The organism is Streptomyces sp. NPDC002386, assembly GCF_053593175.1.
In genome coordinates this window covers 25,815-50,326 of record NZ_JBSFBX010000025.1, presented here as the reverse complement: position 1 = coordinate 50,326, position 24,512 = coordinate 25,815, and the positions used below count along the sequence as shown (strand labels likewise).

The 24,512-nt window shown below is 69.8% G+C and carries 18 protein-coding genes and 1 pseudogene; 7 read left to right on the top strand and 12 right to left on the bottom strand.

Annotation, left to right across the window (positions count from 1 at the left end):
- The first annotated feature begins 1 nt into the window (after position 1).
- Both ACWCPN_RS33675 and ACWCPN_RS33670 read left to right on the top strand, forming a co-directional pair.
- Positions 2-1,156 carry a DEAD/DEAH box helicase family protein gene (locus ACWCPN_RS33675; RefSeq protein WP_451214187.1) on the top strand — a complete coding sequence of 385 codons (1,155 nt, stop codon included), beginning with the start codon at positions 2-4 and terminating at the stop codon, positions 1,154-1,156.
- A complete protein-coding gene (locus ACWCPN_RS33670; RefSeq protein ID WP_451214184.1) occupies positions 1,135-2,247 on the top strand; it encodes a helicase associated domain-containing protein in 1,113 nt (370 codons plus the stop codon). Before ACWCPN_RS33675 ends, ACWCPN_RS33670 begins: the two co-directional genes overlap by 22 nt.
- Here the strand turns inward: ACWCPN_RS33670 and ACWCPN_RS33665 are convergent.
- Both ACWCPN_RS33665 and ACWCPN_RS33660 read right to left on the bottom strand, forming a co-directional pair.
- Positions 2,147-2,602, bottom strand: coding sequence for an ATP-binding protein (locus ACWCPN_RS33665; protein WP_451214263.1), 456 nt, complete (start codon positions 2,600-2,602; stop codon positions 2,147-2,149). The two genes, ACWCPN_RS33670 and ACWCPN_RS33665, sit on opposite strands and share 101 nt — an antisense overlap.
- Before the next feature lie 532 nt (positions 2,603-3,134).
- A complete protein-coding gene (locus ACWCPN_RS33660) occupies positions 3,135-3,815 on the bottom strand; it encodes a TetR/AcrR family transcriptional regulator (protein ID WP_451214181.1) in 681 nt (226 codons plus the stop codon).
- Between the two features lie 103 nt (positions 3,816-3,918).
- Between ACWCPN_RS33660 and ACWCPN_RS33655 the strand changes: the two genes are divergently transcribed.
- Positions 3,919-5,295 carry a serine hydrolase domain-containing protein gene (locus ACWCPN_RS33655; protein ID WP_451214178.1) on the top strand — a complete coding sequence of 459 codons (1,377 nt, stop codon included), beginning with the start codon at positions 3,919-3,921 and terminating at the stop codon, positions 5,293-5,295.
- 96 nt (positions 5,296-5,391) lie between these two features.
- Here ACWCPN_RS33655 and ACWCPN_RS33650 read toward each other — a convergent pair whose 3' ends face one another.
- Positions 5,392-6,159 (bottom strand): transposase, encoded by a 768-nt coding sequence (locus ACWCPN_RS33650; protein WP_451214175.1) that lies wholly within the window; start codon positions 6,157-6,159, stop codon positions 5,392-5,394.
- A gap of 167 nt (positions 6,160-6,326) precedes the next feature.
- A pseudogene (locus ACWCPN_RS33645) lies at positions 6,327-7,091 on the bottom strand (aldo/keto reductase); the annotation flags it as partial.
- Between the two features lie 2 nt (positions 7,092-7,093).
- Between ACWCPN_RS33645 and ACWCPN_RS33640 the strand changes: the two are divergent.
- Together ACWCPN_RS33640 and ACWCPN_RS33635 are read left to right on the top strand one after the other, a co-directional pair.
- Positions 7,094-7,681, top strand: coding sequence for an aldo/keto reductase (locus ACWCPN_RS33640; RefSeq protein WP_451214261.1), 588 nt, complete (start codon positions 7,094-7,096; stop codon positions 7,679-7,681).
- A gap of 806 nt (positions 7,682-8,487) precedes the next feature.
- Positions 8,488-9,774, top strand: coding sequence for a CocE/NonD family hydrolase (locus tag ACWCPN_RS33635; protein WP_451214172.1), 1,287 nt, complete (start codon positions 8,488-8,490; stop codon positions 9,772-9,774).
- Positions 9,775-10,296: 522 nt separating this feature from the next.
- Here ACWCPN_RS33635 and ACWCPN_RS33630 read toward each other — a convergent pair.
- The 5 genes from ACWCPN_RS33630 to ACWCPN_RS33610 form a co-directional block, all read right to left on the bottom strand.
- Positions 10,297-10,830 (bottom strand): hypothetical protein, encoded by a 534-nt coding sequence (locus ACWCPN_RS33630; RefSeq protein ID WP_451214169.1) that lies wholly within the window; start codon positions 10,828-10,830, stop codon positions 10,297-10,299.
- Between the two features lie 1,313 nt (positions 10,831-12,143).
- Positions 12,144-14,606: a hypothetical protein gene (locus tag ACWCPN_RS33625; RefSeq protein ID WP_451214166.1), complete on the bottom strand. Its 2,463-nt coding sequence runs from the start codon at positions 14,604-14,606 to the stop codon at positions 12,144-12,146.
- Positions 14,607-14,773: 167 nt separating this feature from the next.
- Positions 14,774-15,499 carry a DUF6333 family protein gene (locus ACWCPN_RS33620; protein WP_451214164.1) on the bottom strand — a complete coding sequence of 242 codons (726 nt, stop codon included), beginning with the start codon at positions 15,497-15,499 and terminating at the stop codon, positions 14,774-14,776.
- A gap of 452 nt (positions 15,500-15,951) precedes the next feature.
- Positions 15,952-18,420, bottom strand: coding sequence for a substrate-binding domain-containing protein (locus ACWCPN_RS33615; protein WP_451214161.1), 2,469 nt, complete (start codon positions 18,418-18,420; stop codon positions 15,952-15,954).
- Positions 18,365-18,586 (bottom strand): hypothetical protein, encoded by a 222-nt coding sequence (locus tag ACWCPN_RS33610; protein ID WP_451214158.1) that lies wholly within the window; start codon positions 18,584-18,586, stop codon positions 18,365-18,367. The genes ACWCPN_RS33615 and ACWCPN_RS33610 overlap by 56 nt, the downstream gene beginning before the upstream one ends.
- Positions 18,587-19,381: 795 nt before the next feature.
- Between ACWCPN_RS33610 and ACWCPN_RS33605 the strand changes: the two genes are divergently transcribed.
- Entirely contained in the window at positions 19,382-20,620 is a 1,239-nt protein-coding gene (locus ACWCPN_RS33605) for a hypothetical protein (RefSeq protein ID WP_451214155.1), read from the top strand.
- Positions 20,621-20,858: 238 nt separating this feature from the next.
- Here the strand turns inward: ACWCPN_RS33605 and ACWCPN_RS33600 are convergent, their stop codons facing one another.
- Entirely contained in the window at positions 20,859-21,134 is a 276-nt protein-coding gene (locus ACWCPN_RS33600; RefSeq protein WP_451214153.1) for a hypothetical protein, read from the bottom strand.
- Positions 21,135-22,178: 1,044 nt separating this feature from the next.
- Here ACWCPN_RS33600 and ACWCPN_RS33595 point away from each other — a divergent pair.
- Positions 22,179-22,658, top strand: coding sequence for a DUF6193 family natural product biosynthesis protein (locus ACWCPN_RS33595; RefSeq protein ID WP_451214150.1), 480 nt, complete (start codon positions 22,179-22,181; stop codon positions 22,656-22,658).
- A 255-nt stretch (positions 22,659-22,913) separates the two neighbouring features.
- On the opposite strand, the gene ACWCPN_RS33590 is transcribed toward ACWCPN_RS33595, so the two are convergent.
- Entirely contained in the window at positions 22,914-23,825 is a 912-nt protein-coding gene (locus tag ACWCPN_RS33590) for a GlxA family transcriptional regulator (protein ID WP_451214147.1), read from the bottom strand.
- Positions 23,822-24,361 carry a cysteine hydrolase family protein gene (locus ACWCPN_RS33585; RefSeq protein ID WP_365125700.1) on the bottom strand — a complete coding sequence of 180 codons (540 nt, stop codon included), beginning with the start codon at positions 24,359-24,361 and terminating at the stop codon, positions 23,822-23,824. Before ACWCPN_RS33585 ends, ACWCPN_RS33590 begins: the two co-directional genes overlap by 4 nt.
- Between the last annotated feature and the right edge of the window lie 151 nt (positions 24,362-24,512).

The window sequence follows — 24,512 nt, the reverse complement described above, 5'->3', positions numbered from 1 at the left end:
CGTGGGCGAGCTGGTCTCCCGGGTGCGGCCGTTCGACAAGGTCACCGTGTTCGCCACGTACGCCTCCCTCGGCCTCGGCACGCTGGAACGCGCCCACCAGGCCGGCCTTCCGGGCTGGGACCTGATCGTCGTGGACGAGGCGCACCGGACGTCGGGAAGGATCGGCAAGCCGTGGGCCGTCGTCCACGACAACACCCGCATCCCCGCACTGCGCCGGCTCCACATGACCGCCACCCCGAGGCTGTGGCAACTCGAAGAGGACACCGAGACCGCACCCGGCGCACCCGGCGAGCTGGTCGCGAGCATGGAGGACTCCCCCGACTCCCCCTTCGGCAGCCGCTGCTACACGCTGACGCTGTCCGAGGCGATCGACCGCGGCATCTGCGCCCCGTACCAGGTGGTGTGCCTGGACATCACCGACACCCAGCTCCAGGCCGCACATCTGCTGGGCGTAGAGGGCCGCTCGGACGAAGTGCGGGGGGCGCGGCTCGCCGCCCTGCAGACGGCGCTGGTGAAGGCCTCGGCCGAAGAGGGCTTTAGGCGGCTGGTCTTTCACCACGAGGTGAAAGAGGCCGAAGCCTTCGCCGCCGGCCTCCCCCACGTCGCCAGCCGGCTGCACGCCGCGGATCCTGGGCTGTACCCGCGCGCGGTGTGGGCGGACTGGCTGTGCGGCGAGCACAAGCCCCACCACCGGCGCCGAGTCCTGGACGAGTTCTCCCAAGGGATCGTTGCTGACGGCACCGTCGTGGAGAAGGGCTTCCTGGACTCGGTGAAGGTGCTGGGCGAGGGCGTCGACACGAAGACTGCGACTCCGTCTACTTCGCCGACGTCCGCGGCTCCATGCCCGACCTCGTCCAAGCCGTCGGCCGGGCGCTGCGAGTGCGGCCGGGTGAGGGCAAGATCGCCTCGCTCGTCGTACCCGTCCTGCTCGGGCCCGGCGAGACCGTCGACAGCATGCTCACCTCCCGGGCGTACTGCGGCTTGGCCAAGCTCCTCGAGGCACTCCGAGCCCACGACGCCCGCATCGTCGAGCACCTCGCCGAACCCCAAGCACGCAGCCGCGTCAGAGGCGTACAGAGCCGCAGCGGGCAGGGTGAGGAGGGAGCACGGAGCGACCAAAGCGACCGACTCTCGGTGCCGGCCCAGACCCTGCTGAAGTTCAGTACGCCCCGGGACCCGGCGCAGCTGGCGGCGTTCATCAACCTCCGCGTCCTGAACCCCGAACACGCCCACTGGCGACGCGGCATCGAAGCCGCCGCCCTCTACCACCAGCACCACGGCAATCTCCGCGTCCCCTTCACCTACCGCGTCCCCGCCGCGGGCAGCGACGACCAGGAGCAAGAGGCGGAGAACGGCGAGGGGTGGCCGGCCACGCTCGCCGCCTTCCCGCTTGGGCAGTGGATCGCCGACGCCAGGCGCGTCTACGCCCGTGGCGACATGGACGCCGACCGCATCGTGCAGCTGGAGAAGCTGGGGATGGTCTGGTCGCACTTCGATGTCGCATGGGAGGAAGGTCTCGCGGCGGCGCGCGGGTGGGCAACGGAAGCGGGCCATCTCCTGGCGCCGCTGGACGCCACCTACAAGGGATACCGCGTGGGCATCTGGCTGAAGAACGCCAGGGCCGCCGCCCGCAAGGCCGCCGAGATCGAGCAGCAGCGCGCCGAAGGTCTGCCGGTCGGCTCGGCGGCCGGCGCCCTGTCACAGGAGCGGCGCGAGCAACTGCAGGACATCGACCCCGCCTGGTGCCCCACCTGGTCCGTGGAATGGCAGCGCTGCTTCCACCTCGTCCGGCAGCACCTCCAAGCCGGCGGCGAGCTGCCCCCATCGGCCGAGGTCTTCGTGCACCAGGGCGAAGACCTCGGCCGATGGGTGCGCGCCCAGCGGCTCGCCTTCGACAACCTCACCGGCGCCCAGCAATGGATGCTCGAACACATCCTCGGCATCCAACCCGCCGACAACCACGAGAAGGCCAGGCCGCGGCGCAGCCAAGCCGACGAATGGGCCATGAAATACGAGGCCGCCAGGCAGTTCTTCGAGCGCGAGGGGCACCTACGGGTCCCGAGGAAGCACATCGAGCGGATCATTGTCGCCAGCGGGGACGACAGTCGCGACGGCGAGAGCGTCGGACAACGGGAGAAACGAGAGATCAAACTCGGGGCGTGGATCGGCAACCAGCGCTCCAGAGCCGCGTCCCTGTCGCCCGAGCGGGTCGAGCAGCTCTCCACCATCGGCATGCGCTGGACCTGACCGCCACCAGGCGCAGCCGCAGAGCCGCCCTTGAAGCGTGCGTATACCGTACGGTATGCGTACGACACAGCCCGGGCAGGAACTCCAGCGTCGGCCCGGGAAGGCTGTGTGCCTCGTCCATGGCCAGTACGCGGGGCTGCCGTAGCGCGTTCACCAGCGTCAGGTCGGCCTCTCCCGCCCCGCGCGGCAGACGCCTGCCAAGCTCAAGGGCGTTCGCGAGCACCCGGCGCAGTTCGGGCACCGTCGGGTGCACACCAACGTGGACCCGGCGGACCCGGGCCGGATGCGGCAGCTGGGCCAGGGCGTACTGCAGCGCGACGGTCTTGCCTTGGCCGGCGTCGCCGTACAGACACACCGCCGCCCCCACCGCGGCCCGCGTGCGCGACCGTCCGCAGCACCGACCGCACAGCGGACCTGTGTACCACCTGCGCGCCCGGCGCCAGGACCGGGACCTGCGCCGAGTGCTCCCGCAGAAGCACTTGCCCGCCCGCACCTTGACCGGCCACGACGTTCAGGCCCAGCTCGCTGAGTGGATCGGGCCTGCTGGGGCCGGCCACCACAGGCTCCCGCTCGACCATCACCGGCCCGCCCGGCGGTCCCTGCGGATCACCCGGTGCAGTGTCGACGCCGACGGCAGGGACGCCCCGCCAGCCTCGGCCAGCCGGCGCCTCAGCTCGGCGACATTCCCTCCGACCTCGTCCAGCAGCGCTCATACCTCGTCCGACATCGCATACCCGCGTCGGACCGGCGCCTCCACCTGCCCAGTCGTCTTGGCCTGCTCCAGCCAGCGCCACACCGTACGCTCCGAGACACCCACCGTCTCAGCGACCGCTCGCATCATTTCCGGAGAGGCGCGATGAGTCCTTTGTCCCGGTGCCGGGCGCGGGTCACTCTCGCCGAGCGAGGCTGGCCTCGAAGCCGTCCAGGAGAGACTGAAGGCCGAACTCGAAGGTGCTGTCGGGTGCTGCGGCGTACTCCATGGCGGCTGTGGTGTCGAGGCGTTCGCGCAGATGCGGGAATTGCATGGCGGTCTCGGTGGCGCGTGTCATGGCGTCGGCCATCAGTTGCTCAGCGTCTGCGCCGTTCTTGCTCAGCCGGCGGTTCAGCGAGACCTGTGCGGCGGGGCCGAGCGCGCTGCCGAGTACGAAGGTGAACACGGCGGCGGCCGCCCGGTCCGCGCCGTGGGCGGTGAAGCCCGCCTTTTCGTAGATGGTCAGGCTGAGGTCGTTGTACCGGGCCTGGCCGGGGCCGTGCAGGAGGTGGCTGCCGAACGCCTGGACGAGCCAGGGGTGCCGGGTGAGCATCGTGTGCATGCCCCTGGCTTGGGCGGTGGCGGCCGTGCGCCAGTCGGTGGTGCCGAGGTCGGGCAGCTCGATCTCGTGCCAGATCGCGTCGCTGGCGAGTCGGACCAGGTCGTCCTTGGTCTTGATATGCCAGTAGACGGCCGTGGCAGCCGAGCCGAGCCGTTTCGCCAGGCTCCGCATGTTGAGGCCGTCCAGTCCCTCGCTGTCGAGCAGCTCGATGGCCGCATGGACGATCCGGTCTGCGGTCAGGGTGTCTCGCGCCATAGCCACCATCTTATTGAACTTAGTTCATGACGTGCCTTGCACTTTGTTCAAGTAGTCCTTACGCTGCTTCTCGTACTTAGTTCAAGTTCTCGAAGGGGGAGCAATGCTGCAGGACGAGCTGTCGGAGTTCGTCAGGGCTCAGGCCACGGAGCTCGGCGTTCCTGGTGTCGCCGTCGGGGTGCTCCTGGACGGACAGGAGATCTACGCCTCGCACGGCGTGACGAGCCTCAGCAACCCCCTACCGGTCGACGAGAAGACGCTGTTCCCTCTGGCCTCGGTATCCAAGACCTTCACGGCGACCGCGCTGATGCGCCTGGTCGCCGAGGGAATGGTGGATCTGGACGCGCCGGTGCGGCGTTACGTGCCTGAGCTGGAGCTTGCCGACGAGCAGGCCGCGAAGCAGATCACCGTCCTGAACCTGCTCAACCACACCGCGGGCCTGGACTGGAACCTGATCGACGACGGCGAGGGTGACCGCTCGCTGGACGGGCTCGTGGCGAAGCTGCCCCAACTGCCGCTGATCGCACCGCCCGGGGCACGAGCCTCGTACAGCCAGGCCGGTTACAACCTGGCCGGGCGGATCATCGAGAAGGTCACGGGCCTGCCCTTCGAGCAGGCCATGGCCTCGCTCGTCCTGGAGCCGGTGGGTCTTGCGGACACCGTGTACGGCCTGTCCGAGGTGATGGTCCGCAAGTTCGCCGTGGGCTACAACCCCGGCGACGACGGCGAACTGCGCCCCGCCCGACCCTGGGCAGCATTCAAGGAGGGCGCGCGCGGCGACCACCCCGGCGGCGGCCTCGCCTCCTCGATGAGCGATTTGCTGCGCTGGGCACGGTTCCAACTCGGCAACGGCGAGGGCGTGCTGCCCGCCGCGGAGCTGCACCGCATGCGGGAGCGGACGGTCGGGCTGCGCGCCAGCACGCTCGGCGACGGCTTTGGCATCTGCTGGTTCCTGCACGACCTGGGCGGCCTGCACGGGATCGGCCACGGCGGCTCGGGCAACGGCCAGTTCGCCGAACTGCTCATCGTGCCCGAGCGCAACTTCGCGGTGGCCTCCCTGGCCAACGCCGCCCCGGACGGCTACCCCTTCAACCAGTCCGTCGTACGGTGGGCGCTCGAGCACTACCTCGGCGTCATCGAGAAGACGGCGGAGCCGGTCCCGTACGACGAGGGACGAGCCGGGCAGGTCGTCGGCCGCTACGAGATCGACGCCATGAACCTCGACATCGCCACCGACGGCGCCCGTCTCACCCTGGCGGTCGGCATCAAGCCGGAGATCCGCGAGGCATCGGACGAGGAAATGCCTCCGGACTACCCGGCCGCGGACATCGGCTTCCTTCCCGGCGACGGCGACGAGTACATCGTCACCGAAGGCGGCCTCAAAGGGCAGCGCGGCTACTTCTCCCGCGGCGCCAACGGCTCGGTCACAGGCGTCGACCTCGCCGGCCGGCTTTTCAACCGGGTCGCGGAAGCATCCTGATGCAACGCCGGCAGGGGCGGACGCAGCAAGACGCTGTTCCGAGTCCGCATGCTCACAGCTGCCGGGCGCTAGAGGTTGTCCCGTATGGGGTCCGGGTTATCCGGTGAGGGCGAGGTTGTGGAGTCGGGCGATGCCGAGCATGGCCTGGTGGACGCCTTTGCCCTTGAGCCGGCAGTCCCGCAGGATCTTCCAGTTCTTCAGCCGCGACAGGGCGTGTTCCACGCGTGCTCGTGCCCGGCGATGGATGGCGTTCTCCGCTTCCTGTTGTGGGCTGAGGTGCGTCTGACCTCGTCGTTTGCGGTGTGGGATGAGTAGGCCGGTGCCCTGGTAGCCGCCGTCGGCGATGGTCGGGGCTCCGCGGCAGGCCCGGTCGACGCCGAACTCCGTGAACGCCCGGCAGTCGTTGCGGCTGCCGGGCAGCGGCAGGCCGACCGCCACCACCAGGCGGCTGTTGGCGTCGATGACGACCTGAACGTTGGTCGAGTACCGATAGTTCTTGCTCGAGGCGGCGATGCTGCGATCACGGGTCGGTACCAGGGTGCCGTCCACGATGTAGACGGTGTCCTTGCGCGGCCGACGGGCCGGCGAGATGGCCAGCAGAGGTGCGAGGTGATCGAGGATGCGGTCGGCCGCCGACTTCGAGACCCCGAACAACGGTGCCACCTGCCGCAACGTGAGGTTCGTGCGCCAGTACGTCGCCACCAGCAACACCCGGTCCTCCAACGACAGCCGCCAGGGCCGGCCGCGCTGCATGTCACCACCACGACGCCGCACCAACGCCACCAACCTGGCGAACTGCACCTCGGTCAGCCCGGAGAACGGCTCAATCCACTTCGGATCATCTGCTGAGATCACCCCACCCATGCCCAGCCAACGCACCAATCACCCCACTGGTCACGGGACAACCTCTAGCGGGGGCGGGGTTGCGCCGGCCCGCCCCCGGTGGAGCCCCGCACCCGTGCCTCAACGTGTGTGCGCCCGAGACGATCGCCAACTACGGCGCTCAGGTTTGGAGGGGGCCCCGGGACGCGTCAGCGGCGCCGTTGGTCGGCCCGCAGCTCGAAGTCGCCGTAGCTGTCGTCGACCGGGTTGACCGTGACGCCGGGCGCGACGATCTCGTCGATGGCGTCGAGGACGTCGGAGGACAAGGTGATGTCAGCGGCGGGCAGGAATGCCTCCAGCTGCTCCAAGGTGCGCGGTCCGATGATCGCGGAGGTGACGCCGGGGTGGTTGATGACGAAGGCGACGGCCAGTTCGATCAGGGAGAGGCCGGCCTTCTCCGCCAGGACGGCGAGCTTTTCGACGGCGTCGAGCTTGCGCTGGTTGTCGGGGGTGCTCATGTCGAAGCGGGCTTGGGGGCGGGCGGCCGAGGCGGGTCCCTCGGTGGCGTTCTTGCGGTAGCGGCCTGAGAGCCAGCCGCCGGCGAGTGGGCTGTAGGTGAGGGTGCCCATGCCGTGGCGGCGAACGGTGGGCAGCACGTCCTCTTCGATGCCGCGGACGAGGACCGAGTAGGGCGGCTGCTCGGTGACGAAGCGCTCCAGGTTCCGCTCGCGGGAGGTCCACTGGGCTTCGACGATCCGCGAGCCGGAGTAGGACGAGGAGCCGATGTAGCGGACCTTGCCCTGGCGGACGAGATCGGTGAGGGCGCCGAGGGTCTCGGAGACGTCTGTGTCGGGGCTGGGTCGGTGGACCTGGTAGAGGTCGATGTGGTCGGTGCCGAGCCGCCGCAGGGAGTTCTCGACCGCGCGGATGATCCAGCGGCGCGAACCGCCACGCTGGTTGGGGTCGTTCTGGTCAGATCGACCTGCTGATCCTGCACCAAGCGCTCCCCTCGGACTTCGACCGGACCCTCGACGCCTACCGGGCGCTGGAGAAGCTCCTGGCCGACGGCAAGGTCCGTGCCATCGGCGTCAGCAACTACATGACCGACCACCTGACCGCCCTGCTCGACGCCACCGATGTCGTGCCGGCCGTCAACCAGCTGGAAATCCACCCCTACTTCCAGCAGCGCTCCGTCCTCGACTTCGATACCGCCCACGGCATCCTCAACCAGGCGTGGTCCCCCATCGGCGGCATCACCTTCTACCCGGGCTATGGCGAGGACCGCCGAAGCGTTCTCGAAGACCCGGCCGTCACCCGGATCGCCGAGGCTCACGGCAAGAGCCCCGCGCAGGTGCTGCTGCGCTGGGGCCTGCAGCAGGGCCGCTCGGTCATTCCGAAGTCCACCAAGCGGCACCGCATCGCCGAGAACATCGACGTCTTCGACTTCGACCTCAGCGCGGATGAGCTGTCGGCACTGGACGCGCTGGAGACCGGCCGGCGCGGCGGGCCCGAACCCGAGGCCGTCACCCTCGCCGCCTACGGCCGCGCCATCCCCGAAGCCTGACCTTCACCGTCGTACGACCTGCAAGACGGTCAGCCAGCCCTAAGTCCGAGACCCTGCTGCAGTGGCAGGGCACGCCTCCGCCGCCCGCATTCGGGGACCGGACACCAGCCTCACTGCCGTAAGGAGTGATCATGCCGGCCCCGACGAAACCGCTCCCCCACGGCCTGCGGCAGGCACACTGCGCCTACCTGGGCTTCACCCTCGCCCACATGACGGGCTATGTGCAGCCGAAGGCCGCACAGCTGGCGCAGATGCGTCCGGGAAGGTTCGTGTACCACTCCATTCAGGCTCCGGCTTCGCGGTGCTGACCACCGCCACCGGCGCCGTACGCGCCGACAAGAACCGCGGCGGAGGTACGTATGGCGTGCTCTGAGCGTGCGAGATGCGCGCTGCTTGGCGCCGGGGCGGCAGCCCGCGAGCGCGACGTCTTGACCTCGGGCGGCGCGGGGTCCGTGGTCAGCTCGTGTTGGAGTTTGCCCGGTGGTGCCGGATGGGGTGTACGTCCACAGGAGTAGAGAGCAGCTGTCATCTGGGGGCCGTCCGTCCCAGGGTCGAAGACACCGATGAGGTCGGCCGTGCGGTGCCGGCCTTCTCCCTCCTACCCGGCGACCGTCAACGGCTCGTCGTCGTGCAGTCCCCGAAGCCCTCCTGGTATGAGGTCTTTGTATCGGGCTGCGGTGGATGTGGCCACCGGACGGTGTGCCGATGCCCGGGAGAGATACACGAATCGCCCGATATGCCCTGTTAGTCTTCGATCGGATGCCCTCACTGCATCGACCGAACAGGGAAGGAAGCTCGTGTCCAGGGTGGCAGGAGTCGAAGCGGGTCAGCGCCGCCTGAACGGTCCGCAGACGACGGGCCGCGAGTACCGCAATCTGTCGGAGCCGGTGCACGGCATGCGGTGCGACCGGGACGTCACCGTGGGGATGCGCGATGGTATCGAGTTGCTGGCCGACGTGCATCGACCAGACGGCGACGGCCGGTTTCCCGTACTGATCGCGGCATCACCGTACCCGCGCCAGATCCAGGACCTCGGCGCGCCGATGGGCTTCATCGAGGCCGGTGCGTCCGATTTCTGGGTGCCGCGCGGCTACGTGCACGTGATCGCCAACCTCCGGGGGACGGGGGGATCCGGTGGGACGTTCGGGTTCTTCGACGCTCAGGAGCGTCGTGACCTGCACGACCTGGTCGAGTGGGCGGCGGAGCAGCCGTGGTGCGACGGCAAGGTCGGAATGATCGGCATCAGTTACTTCGCCATGGCGCAGCTGGAGGCGGCCGTCGAGCGCCCCGCGCACCTGCGGGCGATCTTCCCGGTGGCTGTCACCACCGACCTGTACGAAGCGGCGATGCACCACGGGCTGTTCAGCTCCAGCTTCGTTACGCCCTTTCTCGCCATGGTGGGGCTCGCCTCGGCTCGCAGCGACCGGTTCTGGCGCAGCCGGCTGATCGATGCGGCCCGAGACGTTCTGCGTACGGCGCCGCTGCACAGGAAGTTCGCCACGATGAACGGCGAGTCGTCGGTCACGCTCCTGCGTGCCGCGCTCAAGTTCCACCACGACCCGCACCCGTGGGACGACTTGTGGCGCGCCATGGCGGTCGAGCACCCGCTGCGTGACGCGTGGTGGGACGAACGAAACCTCCTGCCGCTCCTCGACCGCGTCGAGGTCCCCACCTATCTCGGCTGCGACTGGCAGAACGTCCCGCTCCACCTCCCCTCCACGTTCCCCGCCATGCGGGCGCTGACCGGCACTCCGGTCGTCCGGGTCGCGATGCTCGGCGAGTTCGGGTGGCCGCCTGCTCTCGCAGACGCAGCTCGGCGTCGGATCTTGTCGGAGACGGCGTCGGTGCGGGCCGGCGCGGTGCGCGTCAGGTGCCGGTGCGGTGTGAGCCGTGCAGCACGCGTGAGCCTGCTCTGCCGTTCGCCGCCGGGGTCGGGCGGAACCTGTGGCGGAAGTTCAGGGCGATGTCCAGGGCAAGGAAGTTCTGTCCGCTGTCCGTGCGGGCTCGCAGCAGGATGCGGTGCTCGGCCACTGGCACCGCTTCGGGGAGCTGGAGGTTCCACGTCTGCCGCCACGGTCCGGCAGCCGGTGTGAGGTCGCCCGAGAGTCTCGCTCCCAGGCTCTCGAGCAGGCCGGGCAGCCTGACGTTTCTTTCGAGCATCTTCACTGGACCGAATTTCATGATCACGTTGCAGGTGACCCGGGTCAGATCGACGGTCTCCTTGAGGTGGCCGCTCATCTCCCAGCAGGCCTGGTGTCCCAGCCAGGGCAGCGCCGGCGTCAGCGTGACGGCGAGGCGGTCCAGGACGTAGGTGCCGTCGCTCATGTCTTCCACCAGACGGATGCTCATGTCACTCCTCACCCGTTTGCGGGCCGGGTAAGCGCCGGGCGGACAGTCGAGGCGGCGGACTGGGACACGCGGCGTCGGCGGGTATAAACCGCAGGTGGGCGGGGCTGTGAAGGGGAGGGTTGGCCGCGCGGGCACCGGATGCCGCGCGCCGGCGTCAGACACCGGCAGGAGGTGCGGGGGACGTGTCCGCCACGCACATGGGCGAAACTGGGACCCCGGCCCGATTCCGGCGGGCCGGGGCTCCACAGTATGCGGTGTGCCGCGGCCTAGTACTCGTCGTGGTGACGCTTGATCACCCGGAAGCTCGCCACCACACCCTCGTCGATGTCGATGCCGTCGACGCAGCCCGGGTCCACGCCGTAGCTGGAGCTGTGGGGTCCGACGGTGGCGATGGGGGCGCCGTTGTCACAGACGGCTCCGCGGAAGACCTCGACGGCCTTGCGGCTTTCGTTGCGGACGTTCAGGGTCTTCGCGCCCAGGCCGCTGACCACGGTGATGCAGTCGCCGGGGTGGGTGGAGTACGACCGCTCGTTGATCTGGATACGGCCCTCGTCGTCGCCCCGGTACCCGTTGTCGTCGTCGCCCTCGTTGCCCTTGCCCTCGTTGCCCTTGCTGTTGTTGCCCTCGTTGCCCTTGCTGTTGCTGTTTCCGTTGCTGCCTCCGTGGGGCGCGGCGGTGGCCGCGGCCTGCTGGGGCGCGGGAGCGGAGGCGGAGGCGGCCGAGGCGTAGGTGATGCCGGTGGCGGCCAGTGCGGCGGCGGCCGAAACGGCGGCGGTGATCACCGTGGAACGAAGCTGCATGTCGCGATCTCCTGTTCGGGATGCCGGCCTGCTGGCCGGCTCGTGGATGAACTTACCTACAGCCGACATGACGGTCATATCGGAAAGTCGGGGGTTCAGCGCCGAACAGGGCATTCTGCGGCTCGTGACTTCAGCTGACGGAACATCACATCAGGCTTGGAAAAGTCGGATTGACACACTATTAGGCTTTTAGGGTGATGCTCTGTCGTCTCCTCACTCTCGTCATGGCGGCGCGTCGCTGGGGACGATGAGCTGAGGCGTGTTAAGCGGGCCGCGCCGGAGCCCGCCGACGGGCCGCACAACCGGGCAGGAGAGCGCAGAGCACGCGTCATACCGGGACTCTCGCGCCCTGCGTGGACAGATCAGCCGGGGCCACGGTCGAAGCCGTCCGGCCACAGGGCGCGGCGCCCCTCGCGCGTCAGGTGGGCTACGGCCGTCGGCTGGTCCACCACCAGTCGCCGAAGTCGTTGCGCACACGTCGCCGATCTCGAAGCCGAGCTACCACGGGCCACAATCCCCTCATGGCCAGTGGCCCTGCCTGGTTACCGCCCGTTGGCTCAGCAAGGGGGGGCGAGTCGAGCGCGGCAGGCCGCACATCACCCGGGTTCGCTGGTGAGGATTGGCTGCAGCCACCCCGCTCATGGACACCGGGGTACGCACCGCTCCGTCCCCCAGCAGTAACGCCCGAGTGTCGGCGGACGGGGAGCCGCAGGCCGGGCACATGGGTGGTCCGTCAGTGGCGCAGCGGTGAGGTGGGCGGCAGGAGGGTGGCGCGGTCGGCAGTGGTGCGCCGGCGCATCTGGTCCAGGCGGTGCCGGACACGGGCGTGGGAGCAGGCCGATGGCGTGGGTGAGGCGGTTGTCCATCCGGCTTCTGGCGGGGCTCGTCGGCGGTACGGCGGCCAGGGCGCGCCGTGCGATGCGTGCTTGCAGGGCGCCGTAGGACAGCGGGGCGATGCCCGGGGGGTCGCGCAGAGCCGGGTGGGCGGGCATGGGCCCGCCGGGCGGCGGCGCGTCGAGGCGGCCGGGGGCCGTCTCGACCTCGACGCAGGGCCGGCGTCGGGCGGCGGAAGGTGCAGCGGGCGGCGCCGTGCTGTCAGGGCGGGCCGCATGCGGCCGTCGGTGGTGTGCTTGAGGGCGTTGGGCCCTGTTCCCTCTCGCGCGCGGCGGTGAATGCCCGCGCCTGCCTCTCCCCCGACCTGACGGTCCGCCCCGCTGGATGGGATCCAGCGGGGCGGATTCATGGGCAGCGTGCCGTGCGGTGGGAGGGAGTTCCTTCGTGTGGTGGGCGTGCTGGGACGGTGGTGGTGGTTTTCAGCTGGTGGTGCGGCGGCGGCGCATCCACCACCACAGGGTGCCTCCGGCTGCGACGAGGGCGGCGGAAGTGCCGGTGATCAGGCCGATGGGGGCGGTGTTGCCGGTGTGGGCGAGGTCGCCGTCCGGGTCGGGTGTGTTCGGCGCGGAGGTGGCCGGTGCCTCTCCGCCGCCGCTGCGGGTCGGCTGCGGGGTGACGGGGTCGGTCGGCTTGCCGGTGGGCTTGCCGCCGCCGGTGTGGGTCGGCGTCGGGGTGGGGTCGCCGCCGGGGTCACTGCCGGTGGCCTTGGCCGGGCCGCCGCCGAGGTAGAGGGTGTCGGTGTCCCGGTAGGACGTGTCGTCCGACCTGGTGGAGTTGCGGGTGGTGTGGTCCAGGTCGCGGTTCTCGACGTTGAAGCGGGTGCGGGTGATGTTCTGCTTGGGCTGCTTGGAGAAGTCGACGCCGCCGACGCCCTGCTGGTAGACCTTGCCGCCGTACTTCAGCTCGAACCACTCGATGCCCTTCTTGATCGAGTCCATGTACCGGTTCCAGACCTGCTCGCGGGTCCAGTTCTGGTTCGGGGCCCGCAGCGGCCATGCGGTCACGTCGTTCGAGTTGATGATCTTGTGGAAGTCGTTGGGGGACTTCGCGTCCTGCTGGCGGATGTACTCGGCGGCGACGCGGGCGTTGTAGACGGCGCGCAGGTCGGCGTACTTGGGGTCCTTGTTCACGCGGTCCTGGATGAGCGGGATCACGTTGAGGCGGACGCTGTCCTCGATCGCGGTCTTCTCGGCCTTGGTCAGGTCGGTGCACTCGGTCGAGCCGGGCACGTGGTAGTCGACGTCGAGCCACTGGTCGGAGACCTTCATCGGCGAGTCGAGGATGTAGATGCCGCCGTTCTGCTCGCGTACCTTGGCGGGTTCGGGCTCGATCCAGAAGCGGGTGCCCGGGAAGCAGGGGATGCCGTTGCGCCGGGGGGCGGTGTCCCAGTACCGCTTGCCCTCCGCGTGCTTGTCCGGGTTGAGGGCCTCGGCGAAGTCGTGCTTCATCATGAGGTCGGCTTCGAGGAGGACGCGGCCGGCGTCGGTCTTGCCGAACGTGGCGTCCATGACCTTGTCCGGCTGGTCGGGGTTCAGGTTCACCCAGAACTTGTCCGGGGTGAGCGCCAGCCAGGTGAACAGGGCGTCGGAGGAGAGGTTCATGCGGGTCTGACCGCCGTAGCCGGGGTTGTTGTCCGGGTCGGGCATCTGGTCGGCGCGCATGGAGTACTGCATGCCCTTGCCCTTGCCGAGGCCACCGACGTACCGGAGCTCCATGGTGGTGAAGTCGACGCCGCCCGGGCCGCCGCGCGGGAGAGTGCCGCGCGGGTCGAAGCGGCGTGCTCCGGCCTGGATCTGTTTGGCTTCGTTCAGGGTGCGGCCGGAGTTGTTGATGCGTTCGTTCAGCGGGCCGCGGGTTCCGCAGGTGGACGCGGAGCCGAGGGAGGCGAGGGTGGTGGTGCCGGCGCCCTGGCATCCGGGGGCGAACCACCGGTCGTAGCGGGAGTAGCCGCGGATCGGGGTGGTCTGCGGGATCGAGTTGTACAGGCGCTGGTTGCCGCGGACCGGGTTGACGGCGCCGGGGCGCTGCCGGGAGACGTACCGGTTGAAGTCGTTGATCTTCTTCTTCTGGCCGTCGGTGAACGGCTTGGCGCCGGTGAAGCGGAACTTGTGGTCCGGCATCAGGCGTGCGATCTTGCGGTCCTTGCCGAGCTGCTTGTTCGTCAGCTCGCTGTTGGACTTGAACTCGTTGAATTCCTTGGACTTCTTGTTGTAGGCGTCGTAGCGGCGCGAGTCGACCACGTTGCCCTGTGCGTCGATGAGGTCGACGGTGACCTCGCACAGCCAGTCCGGACCGATGAGACGGAAGTCCTTGACGAGCTGGCGCTCGAACGCGGCGCCTTTGGAGTTGTTGGTCTGGTTGCGGATGTACCGGTTCTCGAACCAGTGGTCGAAGGTCAGGCCCTCGTTGTTGTTGAAGAACCGGGCGTAGATCTCCATGGCCCGGTCGGCGGGGTCACCGGAGGCGTCGGCGGCCTTCTGCCACGCCTTGTAGTTCTTCTCCGTGTTGTCGGGGAACTTGGACATGGCCTTGGCCTTGTCCGCCGCCGTCGGGGGCCTGAGCCCGTCGTAGGCTCGTCCGGGGAGCTTGTAGTTGAAGTTCTTCGGCAGGCTGGGCGAGGCGTTGAAGTTCCCGCCTGATGGGTCGTTGGGGAACCCGGAGTCGCGCGGTGTGGTGCCGTAGGTCTTGCCGAGGTTGCGTTCGTCGCAGCGCTTCGCGCCGGGGCGGATCTTGGTGGTGACGGCGGGACCTGCGGCGGCTGCGGTGCCGGTGGTGTCGAGGCCGGGCAGGCCGGTCACGGTGACGGCCGAGGCGATCCCGAACGCGGCCAGGACGCGGCCTGCCAGGCGCCACCGCTCGGGTATGCGCAGTGCTGTATTCAAAAGTGTGGTCTTCCCTCTGGTGGGGCCAGGGGTGTGGGCGACGCCGTGGGGCCCCCGTGGCATGTGCGCGTCGCGCTGCCACCCTAGCCTCAACTGCCGCCAGGTAAAGAGCAGTTAATGGCGTGTCGGTGCGTTGTCCCGCCAGGACTCGCAGAGTTGACGGTCCATCAGCGGGTGAAGAACAGGGACTCCATACGGCTGGTCGCCACGTCGGTGTGCCTCACCCGCAGCGACGAGGAGAAGAGACCCGACCGCCCCCAGGGGTCCGCCTCGCCCAGGCACGCCGTCGCCAGTGCCCCCCAGTCGTTCTGGTTCGGGTCGTCGTCCAGGTCGAGGATGACGTCCAGGTCTTCCAGCTGCTCGGCGGTGACACCGCAGGCCGCCATGACGGCGGCCGGATCACCCGATACGGCGAACGGCTCATCGCCCGGCCATCCGCACGCGTGGAACATGGGGCCGCCCGGCAGCATCACGAGGTCCTCGGTGTGTTCGGCCCCGCAGTGCACCTCCACCCGGCCCACGACGAGCGCATCGGGGAAGCGCTCACGCAGCAGCTCGGCCTGATGGAGCATCGGGGTGTCATTGCCGTCATCCGCATAGCCGGGGTCCGACACCGACATGACGTTCCCCCACACCCCCACCTGCACGATGTCCAGGTCGGCACGTGTGCGCACGGTGAGCCTGTCGCTGCCCCGGCGCGGGCCGAGGTCTTCCAGCACTTCATCGATCATCTCAAGGGAGCGGGCGAACTCCAGGGCCGCAGCTGCGTCGTTGGGCGGCAGGTCCCCGGCATCGACGGTGACGGGAGGCCGCACGACGGTGAGTTCGGTGCGGGTCCCGCTACCGGTCGTCATACGGTCCGCGGGGACAGTCCAGAATCCGGTGCCAGTCATGGGCGTCACCGTAGTGGCATCTGCTCCGCCCACGCGGAGATGCCCGGGACCGGCTGTGGTCATCGCGTTCGGATGACGCATCGGGGCGAGGCCGGGATCACCGATCGCGGCATGCCATGCGTGGATCCGGCACGCCCCCAGCCCGGGTGGGACCGGGTGTGCGCGGCCGTCGGCCGGGCGGTAGGACGGGCCGGCCGAGGACGGCCGTCTGCCCGGCGGCGAGCTGGTCGGCCGGATGCGGGAGCGGACGGTGAGGCGCGCGGTGGTGGCCCGTACGTATGCGGCGATGACGTCCTGGCCCGTGCGGGCGCCGGCGGAACGGGCGGCCGGCACCGGCATGGGAAGGGTGTCATGGCGGTGGCCGCTGCTCCGTGGGGCGAGCAGGGGCCACCGCCGTTGGGCGCGCAGGACACGACCTGTGTGGGTACGGCCCGGTGAGGGGTCGTGTCGGGTCAGAAGTTGGAGAAGACGTCCGCCAGCACTTTGTTGATGGTTCGGGGGTCGTGGGCGTCGTAGTCGCGGGCGTGTGTCCGGTCGGCGATGTCTTCCAAAGGGGTGGTGGTCCTGCCGTTTGCGGAGCTCGTGTCGGCGCCGGTGGTGGGCTTTTGGTCGGCACTGGAGCTGTAGGCGATGGTGAAGACGCGGACCGCGGGTTGGTCGGGGTCGCCGATGCGGCTGAGGAGGTCCTCGAGCGCCGGTGGTGTTGAGGCGGGCTCGTTGCGGCCGTCCGTCAGGACGACGACGGCGTTGATGGCGTCGGGATCGTAGTGGTGGCGGAGTTCTTCGACGGCCTTGTCGATGACGTCGTTGAGGGCGGTCGCGCCTTGCGGTTTGAGGTGCTGGACGCTGGTGTCGAGGTCGTCTCGGTGGGTGCGGCCGGCCTCGGTCGTGGCTCCCATGGGGGCCAGCGGCTGGTCGACCTTGTGGCTGTTGGAGAAGCTCCACAGGCCGACTTTGTCCTGGTCGGTGAATCCGTCCAGGAGGGGGCCGCGCGCGGCCTTGACGTAGTCGAGCTTGCTCGGCTCCGTGGGGAGGCGGTCCTTCTTGTCGATGCCTTCGTCCATGGAACCGGAGGTGTCCATCAGGATGAGGACGTTGGCGGGCTTGCGTAGTTGCCGCCAGGCGACGAGCAGTTTGTCCAGGACGTCGGCGCTTGGGGTGTCCAGCCGCGGCGGCGCCGCGTCGGGCAGGGCTCCGTTGTCGCGAGTGATCTGGGCGGTGGCCTTGACGGGGTCGGTGCGAAAGCCCAGCCCGGCGAAGCGACTTGTGGCGTGGTCGCCGGCCAGGTACTTCCGGAAGTCGTCCGCGATGGCCTTCTGCGCCGGGCGCAGTCCGTTGAGCGGGATGTAGGGGTGATCGCTGTACAGGGTGCCGTCGTCGGGGTAGAAGGCGACGAGCTTGGTCTTCGGCGGCTTCTCTTGGGCGCAGCCGTGTTCCTTGGATGCGCTGCCGCAGGGGTAGCCCTTGTTGTAGGCGATGACGGCGGTCTCTTCGACGGTGACGGCGGAGATGTAGGAGGTGCTCTGGTTGCCGTCGTCGGCGCGACGCAGGTTGGCCAGGAAGGTCAGGGTGGTGTCGCCGTAGTGGACCGCGGCCTTCTCGATGTCCTGGACGCGCTTGCGGTTGTCCGCGTCCTGCAGGTCTTCGGGTGCCAGTTCGCCGGAGGTCCCGGTCTTGGTGTAGAACGCGGCGATCGTGGCGTTCAGGCCCGAGGTGGAGTACTCGGGGTTGGTCTTGCCGAGCTTGAAGGTGCCCCACTCCGGGTGGCCGTGGTCCTTCCAGAAGTGCGGCTGACCGGCGAGCGAGGCCAGGTCCTTCCAGCCGATCCGCTTCTTGGGCCAGCCCAGCGCCTTGGCCATCGGTTCGGGCATGGCGATCGTCAGCGGGCTGGTGACCACGGAGGGTCCAGCCTCCTCGGGCAGGTGGTCGAGCGCCGCACCGTGGGCGCGTTGCCGGGCGATCGGCAGCCAGATTCTCGAGGCCGGGGACCATACGTCGGGCCGCGGGCCGTCGCTCTTGTCCCATCCCCGGGCCAGTGCCTGCATGGCAATGCCCGAGTCGATGCTGTCCACCACGATCCCGACGCACTGACCATGGCTGGAACGCGTGCCGAAGTCATGCGCAAGATCGCCCAGAACCCGGGACTTGTCGGTCGAAGAGGCGATCCGCAGCGTCTGTGTGACCTGGCCGCAGGACGACCCCGCTCCTTCGACCAGTTTCACGAGCCCGGCCGTGGCCACGATCACCGCGACCAGACCCACCGCGAGCCACACCGGCCGCGGCGGCCGCCGCGGCCGCCGCCCCAGGGCATCCTGCCGCTGCCGCTCAGCCTCTGGGCGCGGAACACCCTGCTGCTCAAGCTCCGGGCGCGGGGCGTCCTGCGGTTCTGACGCGCACACCGGCTCGGGCTGCGAGACCTTCCAGGAAGCGGCCAGTTCCTGTGCCGTCCCCAGTTCTCCGGTGGCGATCCCGTGGGCGATGCACGTACTGATCAGGTCTGCGGCGAACTCTGCCGACGCACCGCCCGGTCCCTGTGACCGCAACTCCTGCTCGCAGGCCTGGGCCTGATACCGCAGGCCCACCCAGGGCCCTGTGTCGGTCACCCCGGCAGCCGAGACGAACTTCTGCACGACGTCCGTGTCCGGCAGCTTCCTGCCATCCGTCACCCTGGACAACGCCGAGGGGCTGTACTGCGTGGCCTCAGCCATCTGCTTCAGCGTCCGCTCCTGGCCGGGGCGGGACCGCAGGCTCCTCAACGCCCAGGCGAAAGCCGCCACCGGGCTGGTACGAGGGGCAAGTGGACGACCTGGCTGCCCCGGGCGCGGGCTCCAGCCGGGGCGCCTTCTGCTCCAACCCGGCGTCTCGTCATTCACCGCTGCCCACGCCCTCGCCCAGAGCACCGAACAGGTTCCGCGCGACATGGGCCGCGGCCAGAGCGCCGCCCGCCATGCACGTCAACGCGTTCTGCGGGTCGTAGCCGGCCGCCAGTACCACCATCATCAGCACCACCTGGACCACGACGAGGACGCCCACGCGGCAGGCCGGCCCCGGCGGCACCTCCGTCTGTAACTGCTTCTTACGGCTCACTGAGTCCCCTCCTGATGCGGTGGTCCCGACACCCACCCGGGCCGAACGCGGTGGCCGGAGCTGCAACTCCGGCCACCGGGGCCCGGCGGGCTGGCTACAGCTTCCGCCCACCGACGGCGCAAAGAACAGGGTTAACGGAACATCAGCAATCCACGGGCGATGTCAGCAAAAACGCTCACTTCGCCAGCCGGCCGCCCTATCGGGCCCGCCGCCACCCAGGCCTCCGGGTCACCTCCTCCCGGCCGCAGCGGACACGAGCACCCCTCACCCAGTGCTCCGCCCTGAACGGCAGGTCGCCCGAGGCCGACGATGTCGCCTGGGGGGCGTCTGCCCGATCTTCGTGGATCAGGCCGCGGCGTCCGGTGCGGCGCCTCGGCGTGCGGCCGAGTCGCCCCCGTACCGGGCGTACGCGGGCGTGCGGCGAGGTGCCGTGCCGGGCGTCGCGGACCCGCGAAGATCGGGCAGACGCCCCCCAGGCCCGGTTCAATGGCAGCACGCACACCGTGAGGGTCTCGCTCGCGTCTGGGGACAGCGGACCGGCTTCGCGCGTGGCGCCCTGCCGGGGCTGCTCACCGCTTGATCCACGGGGCCGGCCGCGGTCGTCCTGCTTCGGATGGGCAACCGTTCGCGATCGGCAGGAGTCTAGCGAGCGGGGACTGTTCCCTCGGAGACACAGTCCGTTCACTCGCGGTCCGTTCACTCGCGCCCCCAGCAAAGGATTTCTCCGTGCCGACACCCTCACCAGCCCCTCGCTCTTTCCGGTCTTCGGTCGCCGCTCTCGGCGCAGCAGGTCTTGTGGCACTGGCCGGCGCACCTGCGGCCTACGGTGAAGAGGCCATCCCCGACCTGGTCGTCGGGGGCGTCGCGCCGGTCAGCGGGCTGAGGCCGGGAGACGGCATCGACGTTCGGGCCACTGTTGCGAACAAGGGCACGGTGGCGGCCGAGAAGGTGTGGGTGGCCTACTCCGTCACCCGAGGACTCGACTTCGCCGAGGTGCCCTCCAACTGTCAGGTGCAGCACGTGCGGCCCTACGACGAGATGCCCGAGCGGTGGACCGCGGTGTGCGCGTTCGACCAGGCCGTGGAGCCCGGCGCCGTCTACACGACCGACAGGCCCCTGCGCGTCACGGCTCTGGACCGCGCGCTCAACGACGAACTGCGCCTGCGTGTCGAGAGTGGTGATCCGGGAGCCGATGACAACGGCAGTGACCCGGTGGCGGGAACCGCGCCGCCGGTGAAGCTCGTCGCGGCGGACGCAGGGGGCGTGGGGTCGGCGCGCATCGTCGACGTGCCCGTCACCACCGTGAACACGGCCGACTACCAGGTGACGGGTGCCGCACTCAGGGGGAGCGTCGGGGACACGGTCACGATGAGGGTGAAGTTCACCAACGCCGGACCCGCTTGGGTGTGGCCCCGGGAAGGGGACAAGGCCGTCCGCGTGATGATCACTCCTCCGCCCGGAACGTCGGTCGTCAAGCGCGGCACCTTCTGCCGGGCCGAGGACGGAGCGTACGTCTGCGGCATGCGGTCGCTCTACGAAGGCAGCGGGGAGACCTACACCTTCGACCTGCGCATCGACAAGCGGGTGCCCGGCGCCAAGGGGTCCATAGCCCTGAGCACCGAAGCCCGGCCGTTCGATCCCGACAAGGCCAACGACCAGGCCGACATCACCCTGGACGTCGTGGGCGGTGGCTCCTCCGGGTCGGCAGGTGGCTCGGACGGGTCGGGTGGCTCCGACGGATCGGGGGGCTCCAACGGATCGGGGGGCGGCTCGACCAGCGGCACGAACGGATCGACGGGCACCTCGACCGGCGGCACGGGCGGCTCGACGGGCACTTCGACCAGCGGCTCGGACGGCGGATCGTCCTCAACGGTCACCGGCGGGACGGCGAACAGCGGGACGACGAGTGGTGGCAACCTCGCGGAGACCGGATCCTCGGCGCTGCCGGCCGTCGGCGTGGCTGCTGCGGCGGTAGCGATGGGCGCCGGCGTGCTGCTCGTCCAGCGCCGTCGCCGCGCGCAGCGGCCCGACTGACCTCCTGCCCATCTGTCCGTTCGCGCCCGGCCCGGTCCGGGGGCGATGGCCGGGCGTCGTCACCTCCGTGCGTGTCGCGCTCGGCGCGCCGGGCGGACCGGTTGCGCAGCCGTGTGCACACCGGTCAGGTGATCGGCTGTGTGGTTCCGTCAGGCCGTGTGCGGCGACGTCGCTGTCCTCGGTGTCGAGGCAACCCGTGGGCCGTGTCGTGTCCGGGTGGGCCGGAGCAGCGAGTCCTCTAACGCGGTTCGTGGGCCGCCGCCCGGCAGGCACCGTTCGCGGCGCCGCCCGCGACTCCGGCCTCGGTCAGCCCGGTCACACAGCTCTGCAGGTCTCCGACCACGCCACGGCCGCAGGCCGCCGTGACGGAGTCGGAGGCGGTGGCACCGGCCTGTGCGGCCATCTGTGTGCAGGCGGGGATGTCCGCCCGGACCGCGGGGGCGGCGAGGACGGCACCGCCGAGGGTGAGGGTCAGCGCCGTGAGGGCACCGGCTGTACGGGTCGGGCTGCGCATGGGAACCACCAGCTCTCCAGGACGTTCGCTCGGGACGCAGACGGAACTCGACGCTCACACCACCCGTGAGGCGGTCGCACGGTCCCGAAGCGGGCCGGCCGGGTCCGCGCGGTCACGGCGTCCGGCGGCGCTCGGTGGGTGCGTGTGTCCGCCGGTCTGCGGGGTTACCGGCTGACCGCACGTTCTGCGTCGCCGCCCTTGAGCCCCATCAGGACATCGTCTCGGGACGTCGTCACCGGGCCGCAGGGGACGGCCTGGGACCGGATCAGGCCTACCCGGACCTCCACTCGCGGGCCTCTCATCCAGCGTCGCATCCTCTCCCCCGCCCGTCCTGTGCAGCGGCAGACCCGTCGGGGGTGTGGCCCGGGACCAGCAGGCGCGGCAGGCGCCCGGGCGCGCAGCGAGAACCCGGTCCAGCGATTTCCGGCATCGCGGCCTGCTGGTGGCGTGAACGGCGGCGGCGCGCTGTGCCGGGGTGCGAGGGCGGTGTCCCGGTCCGGGGGGCGGCGTGCGGCGTGGCGCCGCTTGGCGGGGGTTGTGGTCGTCGGCGCGGGCTGTGGCCGGTGCGCCATCGTGGCCGGGGGTGTCGTTCCGCGTGGCGGCGGGTGCAGTGTCTGGGAGCTCCCTGGCAGGGGGTCGGCCAGGAGTGCGCGAGTACGTCGGAGGTGACCGGCGCTTCAGGGAAGTGGCGGTCCGATCAGCTACGAGGTCAACTGGTCTGCGGCGGGCCCAGGTTCGCCAGTGGTTGCCTGAGCATCCCCGGCGGAGGCGCGCGCCTTCTGTCATGGCGAAGTCGAGCGGCCGTTCCGAAGCCCGTGAGGGGCTTCGCTGACTTCCTCTTCCGGGACCTCGACGCGGTGGCTGCCGGTCTGGCCCTTCCCTGGAGGTCGGGAGTTGTCGAGGGGGACGTAGACCGGGTGGAGACGCTCAAGCGGACCGTGTACGGCCGACTCTCTTTCCGACTCATCCGGATACGTATCCTCACCCGGCCATGATCTTCGTTGGCAGAGCACGGTTTCAGGCAACGGTCGCGACACTATGACGGTGGACGCGAATGACGAGACCTGTGATCAACAGTTGTCCCTGCCTGCGAGACCAGTTCTGCCAGACAAAGCTGCTGCGCGCAGTCGCGGTCCGGCTGACGTTGTCGAGGCCCAGTGGGAGTCTCTACGTCTCAGCTGGCAGTGGAGGCATGCGGTGCACCGGGTCCGCTCGCCGGGACGCCCCTATCCGGGCATCGTTTTGCTGCTGGAGGCTGCCGCCGCTCAGCCACGGCTTCGGCGGCTGTATCCGTTCACCAGCCACTTCGCCCTGCTCTTCAGCAGCTCCACCGGCTACCCGTGGACTGTGCAGGCCGGATCGATCGAGCCGCTGGACAACGGACGGTTCAAGGTTCGCCGACGCAGTCCTTCCGGCTTGATCGGGGAAGTCGAGACCGCCGAAGAGGCTGTGGCCCTCGCGCTTGGACTCCTGCCCACCGGCCGCGAGCCCCTCATCACCGCCTCCCGGGATGAGCACGTGTAACGGTGTCCGGGCGCGTTCGTCGATATCGGCACCCCGCGGCCTCTGCTCGAGCGCCAGGCGCCTCTGTCTCGGCTGCTGCTCCGCGGAGAGCTGGAGCGATGCCTTGCGGGCGCGGGTGCGTCCGCGGGTGGACCGTGTGCTCGCTGAGGTCGACCGGCTGTGCGCCGGTAACCCGCGGACGTGAGGGTCACGGCCTTGGTCCCGGGAGCTGGGCCTGATGGTGCCCATCCGCCTGCCGTTTGTCAGCCGTGCGTCTCAGAAGGGCCGGGATCGCAGGCGGCGCACCATGCGGGCGTCCTCGAAGCCCACCTGGCGGGCCGCGGACTCGACGGTGGCGCCTTGGCTGATCAGGTGTTCGGCCCGCTCCAGGCGCAGGGTCTGCTGGTAGCGCAGCGGGGTGAGGCCGCCGGTGGCCCGGGAGAACTGGCGGGTGAGGGTGCGGGCGCTGACGCCGGCGTGGGCGGCGAGGCGGGTGAGGGGCAGCGGCTCGGCGTAGTGGGTGTCGATCAGGTCCTGGACACGGTGCACGCAGTCGTCGACGTGGCCGCGGTGGCGGAGCATGGCGCTGGCTTGGGGTTCGTTGCCGTTGCGGCGCGTGTAGATCACCATTTCGCGTGCCACCCGGGCGGCGAGGGCGGGGCCGTGGCGTGCGGCCAGCAGGTGCAGGGCCAGGTCGATGCCGCTGGCGATGCCGGCGGAGGTGACGATCCGGTCGTCGGCGGAGAACAGGACGTCGCGGACCACCGTCGCTCGTGGGTGGCGGGCGGCGAGTTCGTCCTGGAGCTGGTGGTGTGTGGTGCAGCGGCGGCCGTCGAGGAGGCCGGCCTGTCCCAGGGCGTCGGCTCCGGCGCAGACGCTGGCGACGGTGCCGCCGGCGGCGTGGTGGGCGCGCAGCCGTCCGGCGGTCCGGGGGCTGATGAGGGGGCCGCCCCTGAGGGTGGGTGCGCTCCATCCGGGGACCACGACGAGGTCGTCGGGGCCGAGGTCGGGCCAGGTGGTGCGGGCGGTCAGCGGCAGGCCCTGGGCGCTGTGTATCTGGGGTTCCTCGGCGACGTAGTCGAGGTCGTACGGCTGCCCGAAGGCCACTGCGGTGGAGAAGACCTGGGCCGGGCCGGCCAGGTCGAGCAGGTGGACTGCGGGCAGCAGGACGAAGACGACACGGCTCATACCGGTGATGCTGCCAGCTCGTCCACCGTGGCGATCCGCGCGAAGCGGTCGCGCAGGACGGCCAGGGTGCGTTCGGTGATCGCCTCGGCGCTGAGGTCGCCGATGGGGTTGGTCGTGGTCGCATCGGCGACGAACACGACCTCGTATCCCAGGTCGCTGCCGATCCGGGCGGTGGTCTCGACACACTGCTCGGTACGGATGCCGCAGACCCACAGCTCGCCGACCCCGGCCTCGGTGAGTCGCTGCTGCAGGTTGGTGGTGGTGAACGCGTTGTGCGAGGTCTTGTACAGCACCGGTTCTCCGGGCAGGGGTTGCTCCAGCTCCTTCAGCAGCCGGACGTGCCCCGTCTCCGGGTCGAACACGTCACCGCTGCCGGGTTCGGTGTGCAGCACCCAGACCAGCAGATCGTTGTTGTTCCGCGCGATGCGCACCAGCCGGTTCACCGGCTCGGCGATGTCGGGGTTGGCGATCTGCTCCCACAGGGGGCGGGCGCGGAAGGATTCCTGGACATCGATCACGATCAGGGCTCGTCTCATGTCCACCAGTCTGGCCTGGGCGTACTCGGGGCCGGCAGGCATGATCGGGGCCGAGACCGGAACGATCCGGTCACCTGCCAAAAAAAGAGGGCCGCGGTGCCGCCTGCCGCCTGCCGGCTCCTGGAGACCGTGGTGGGCGAAGCGTCCGGCC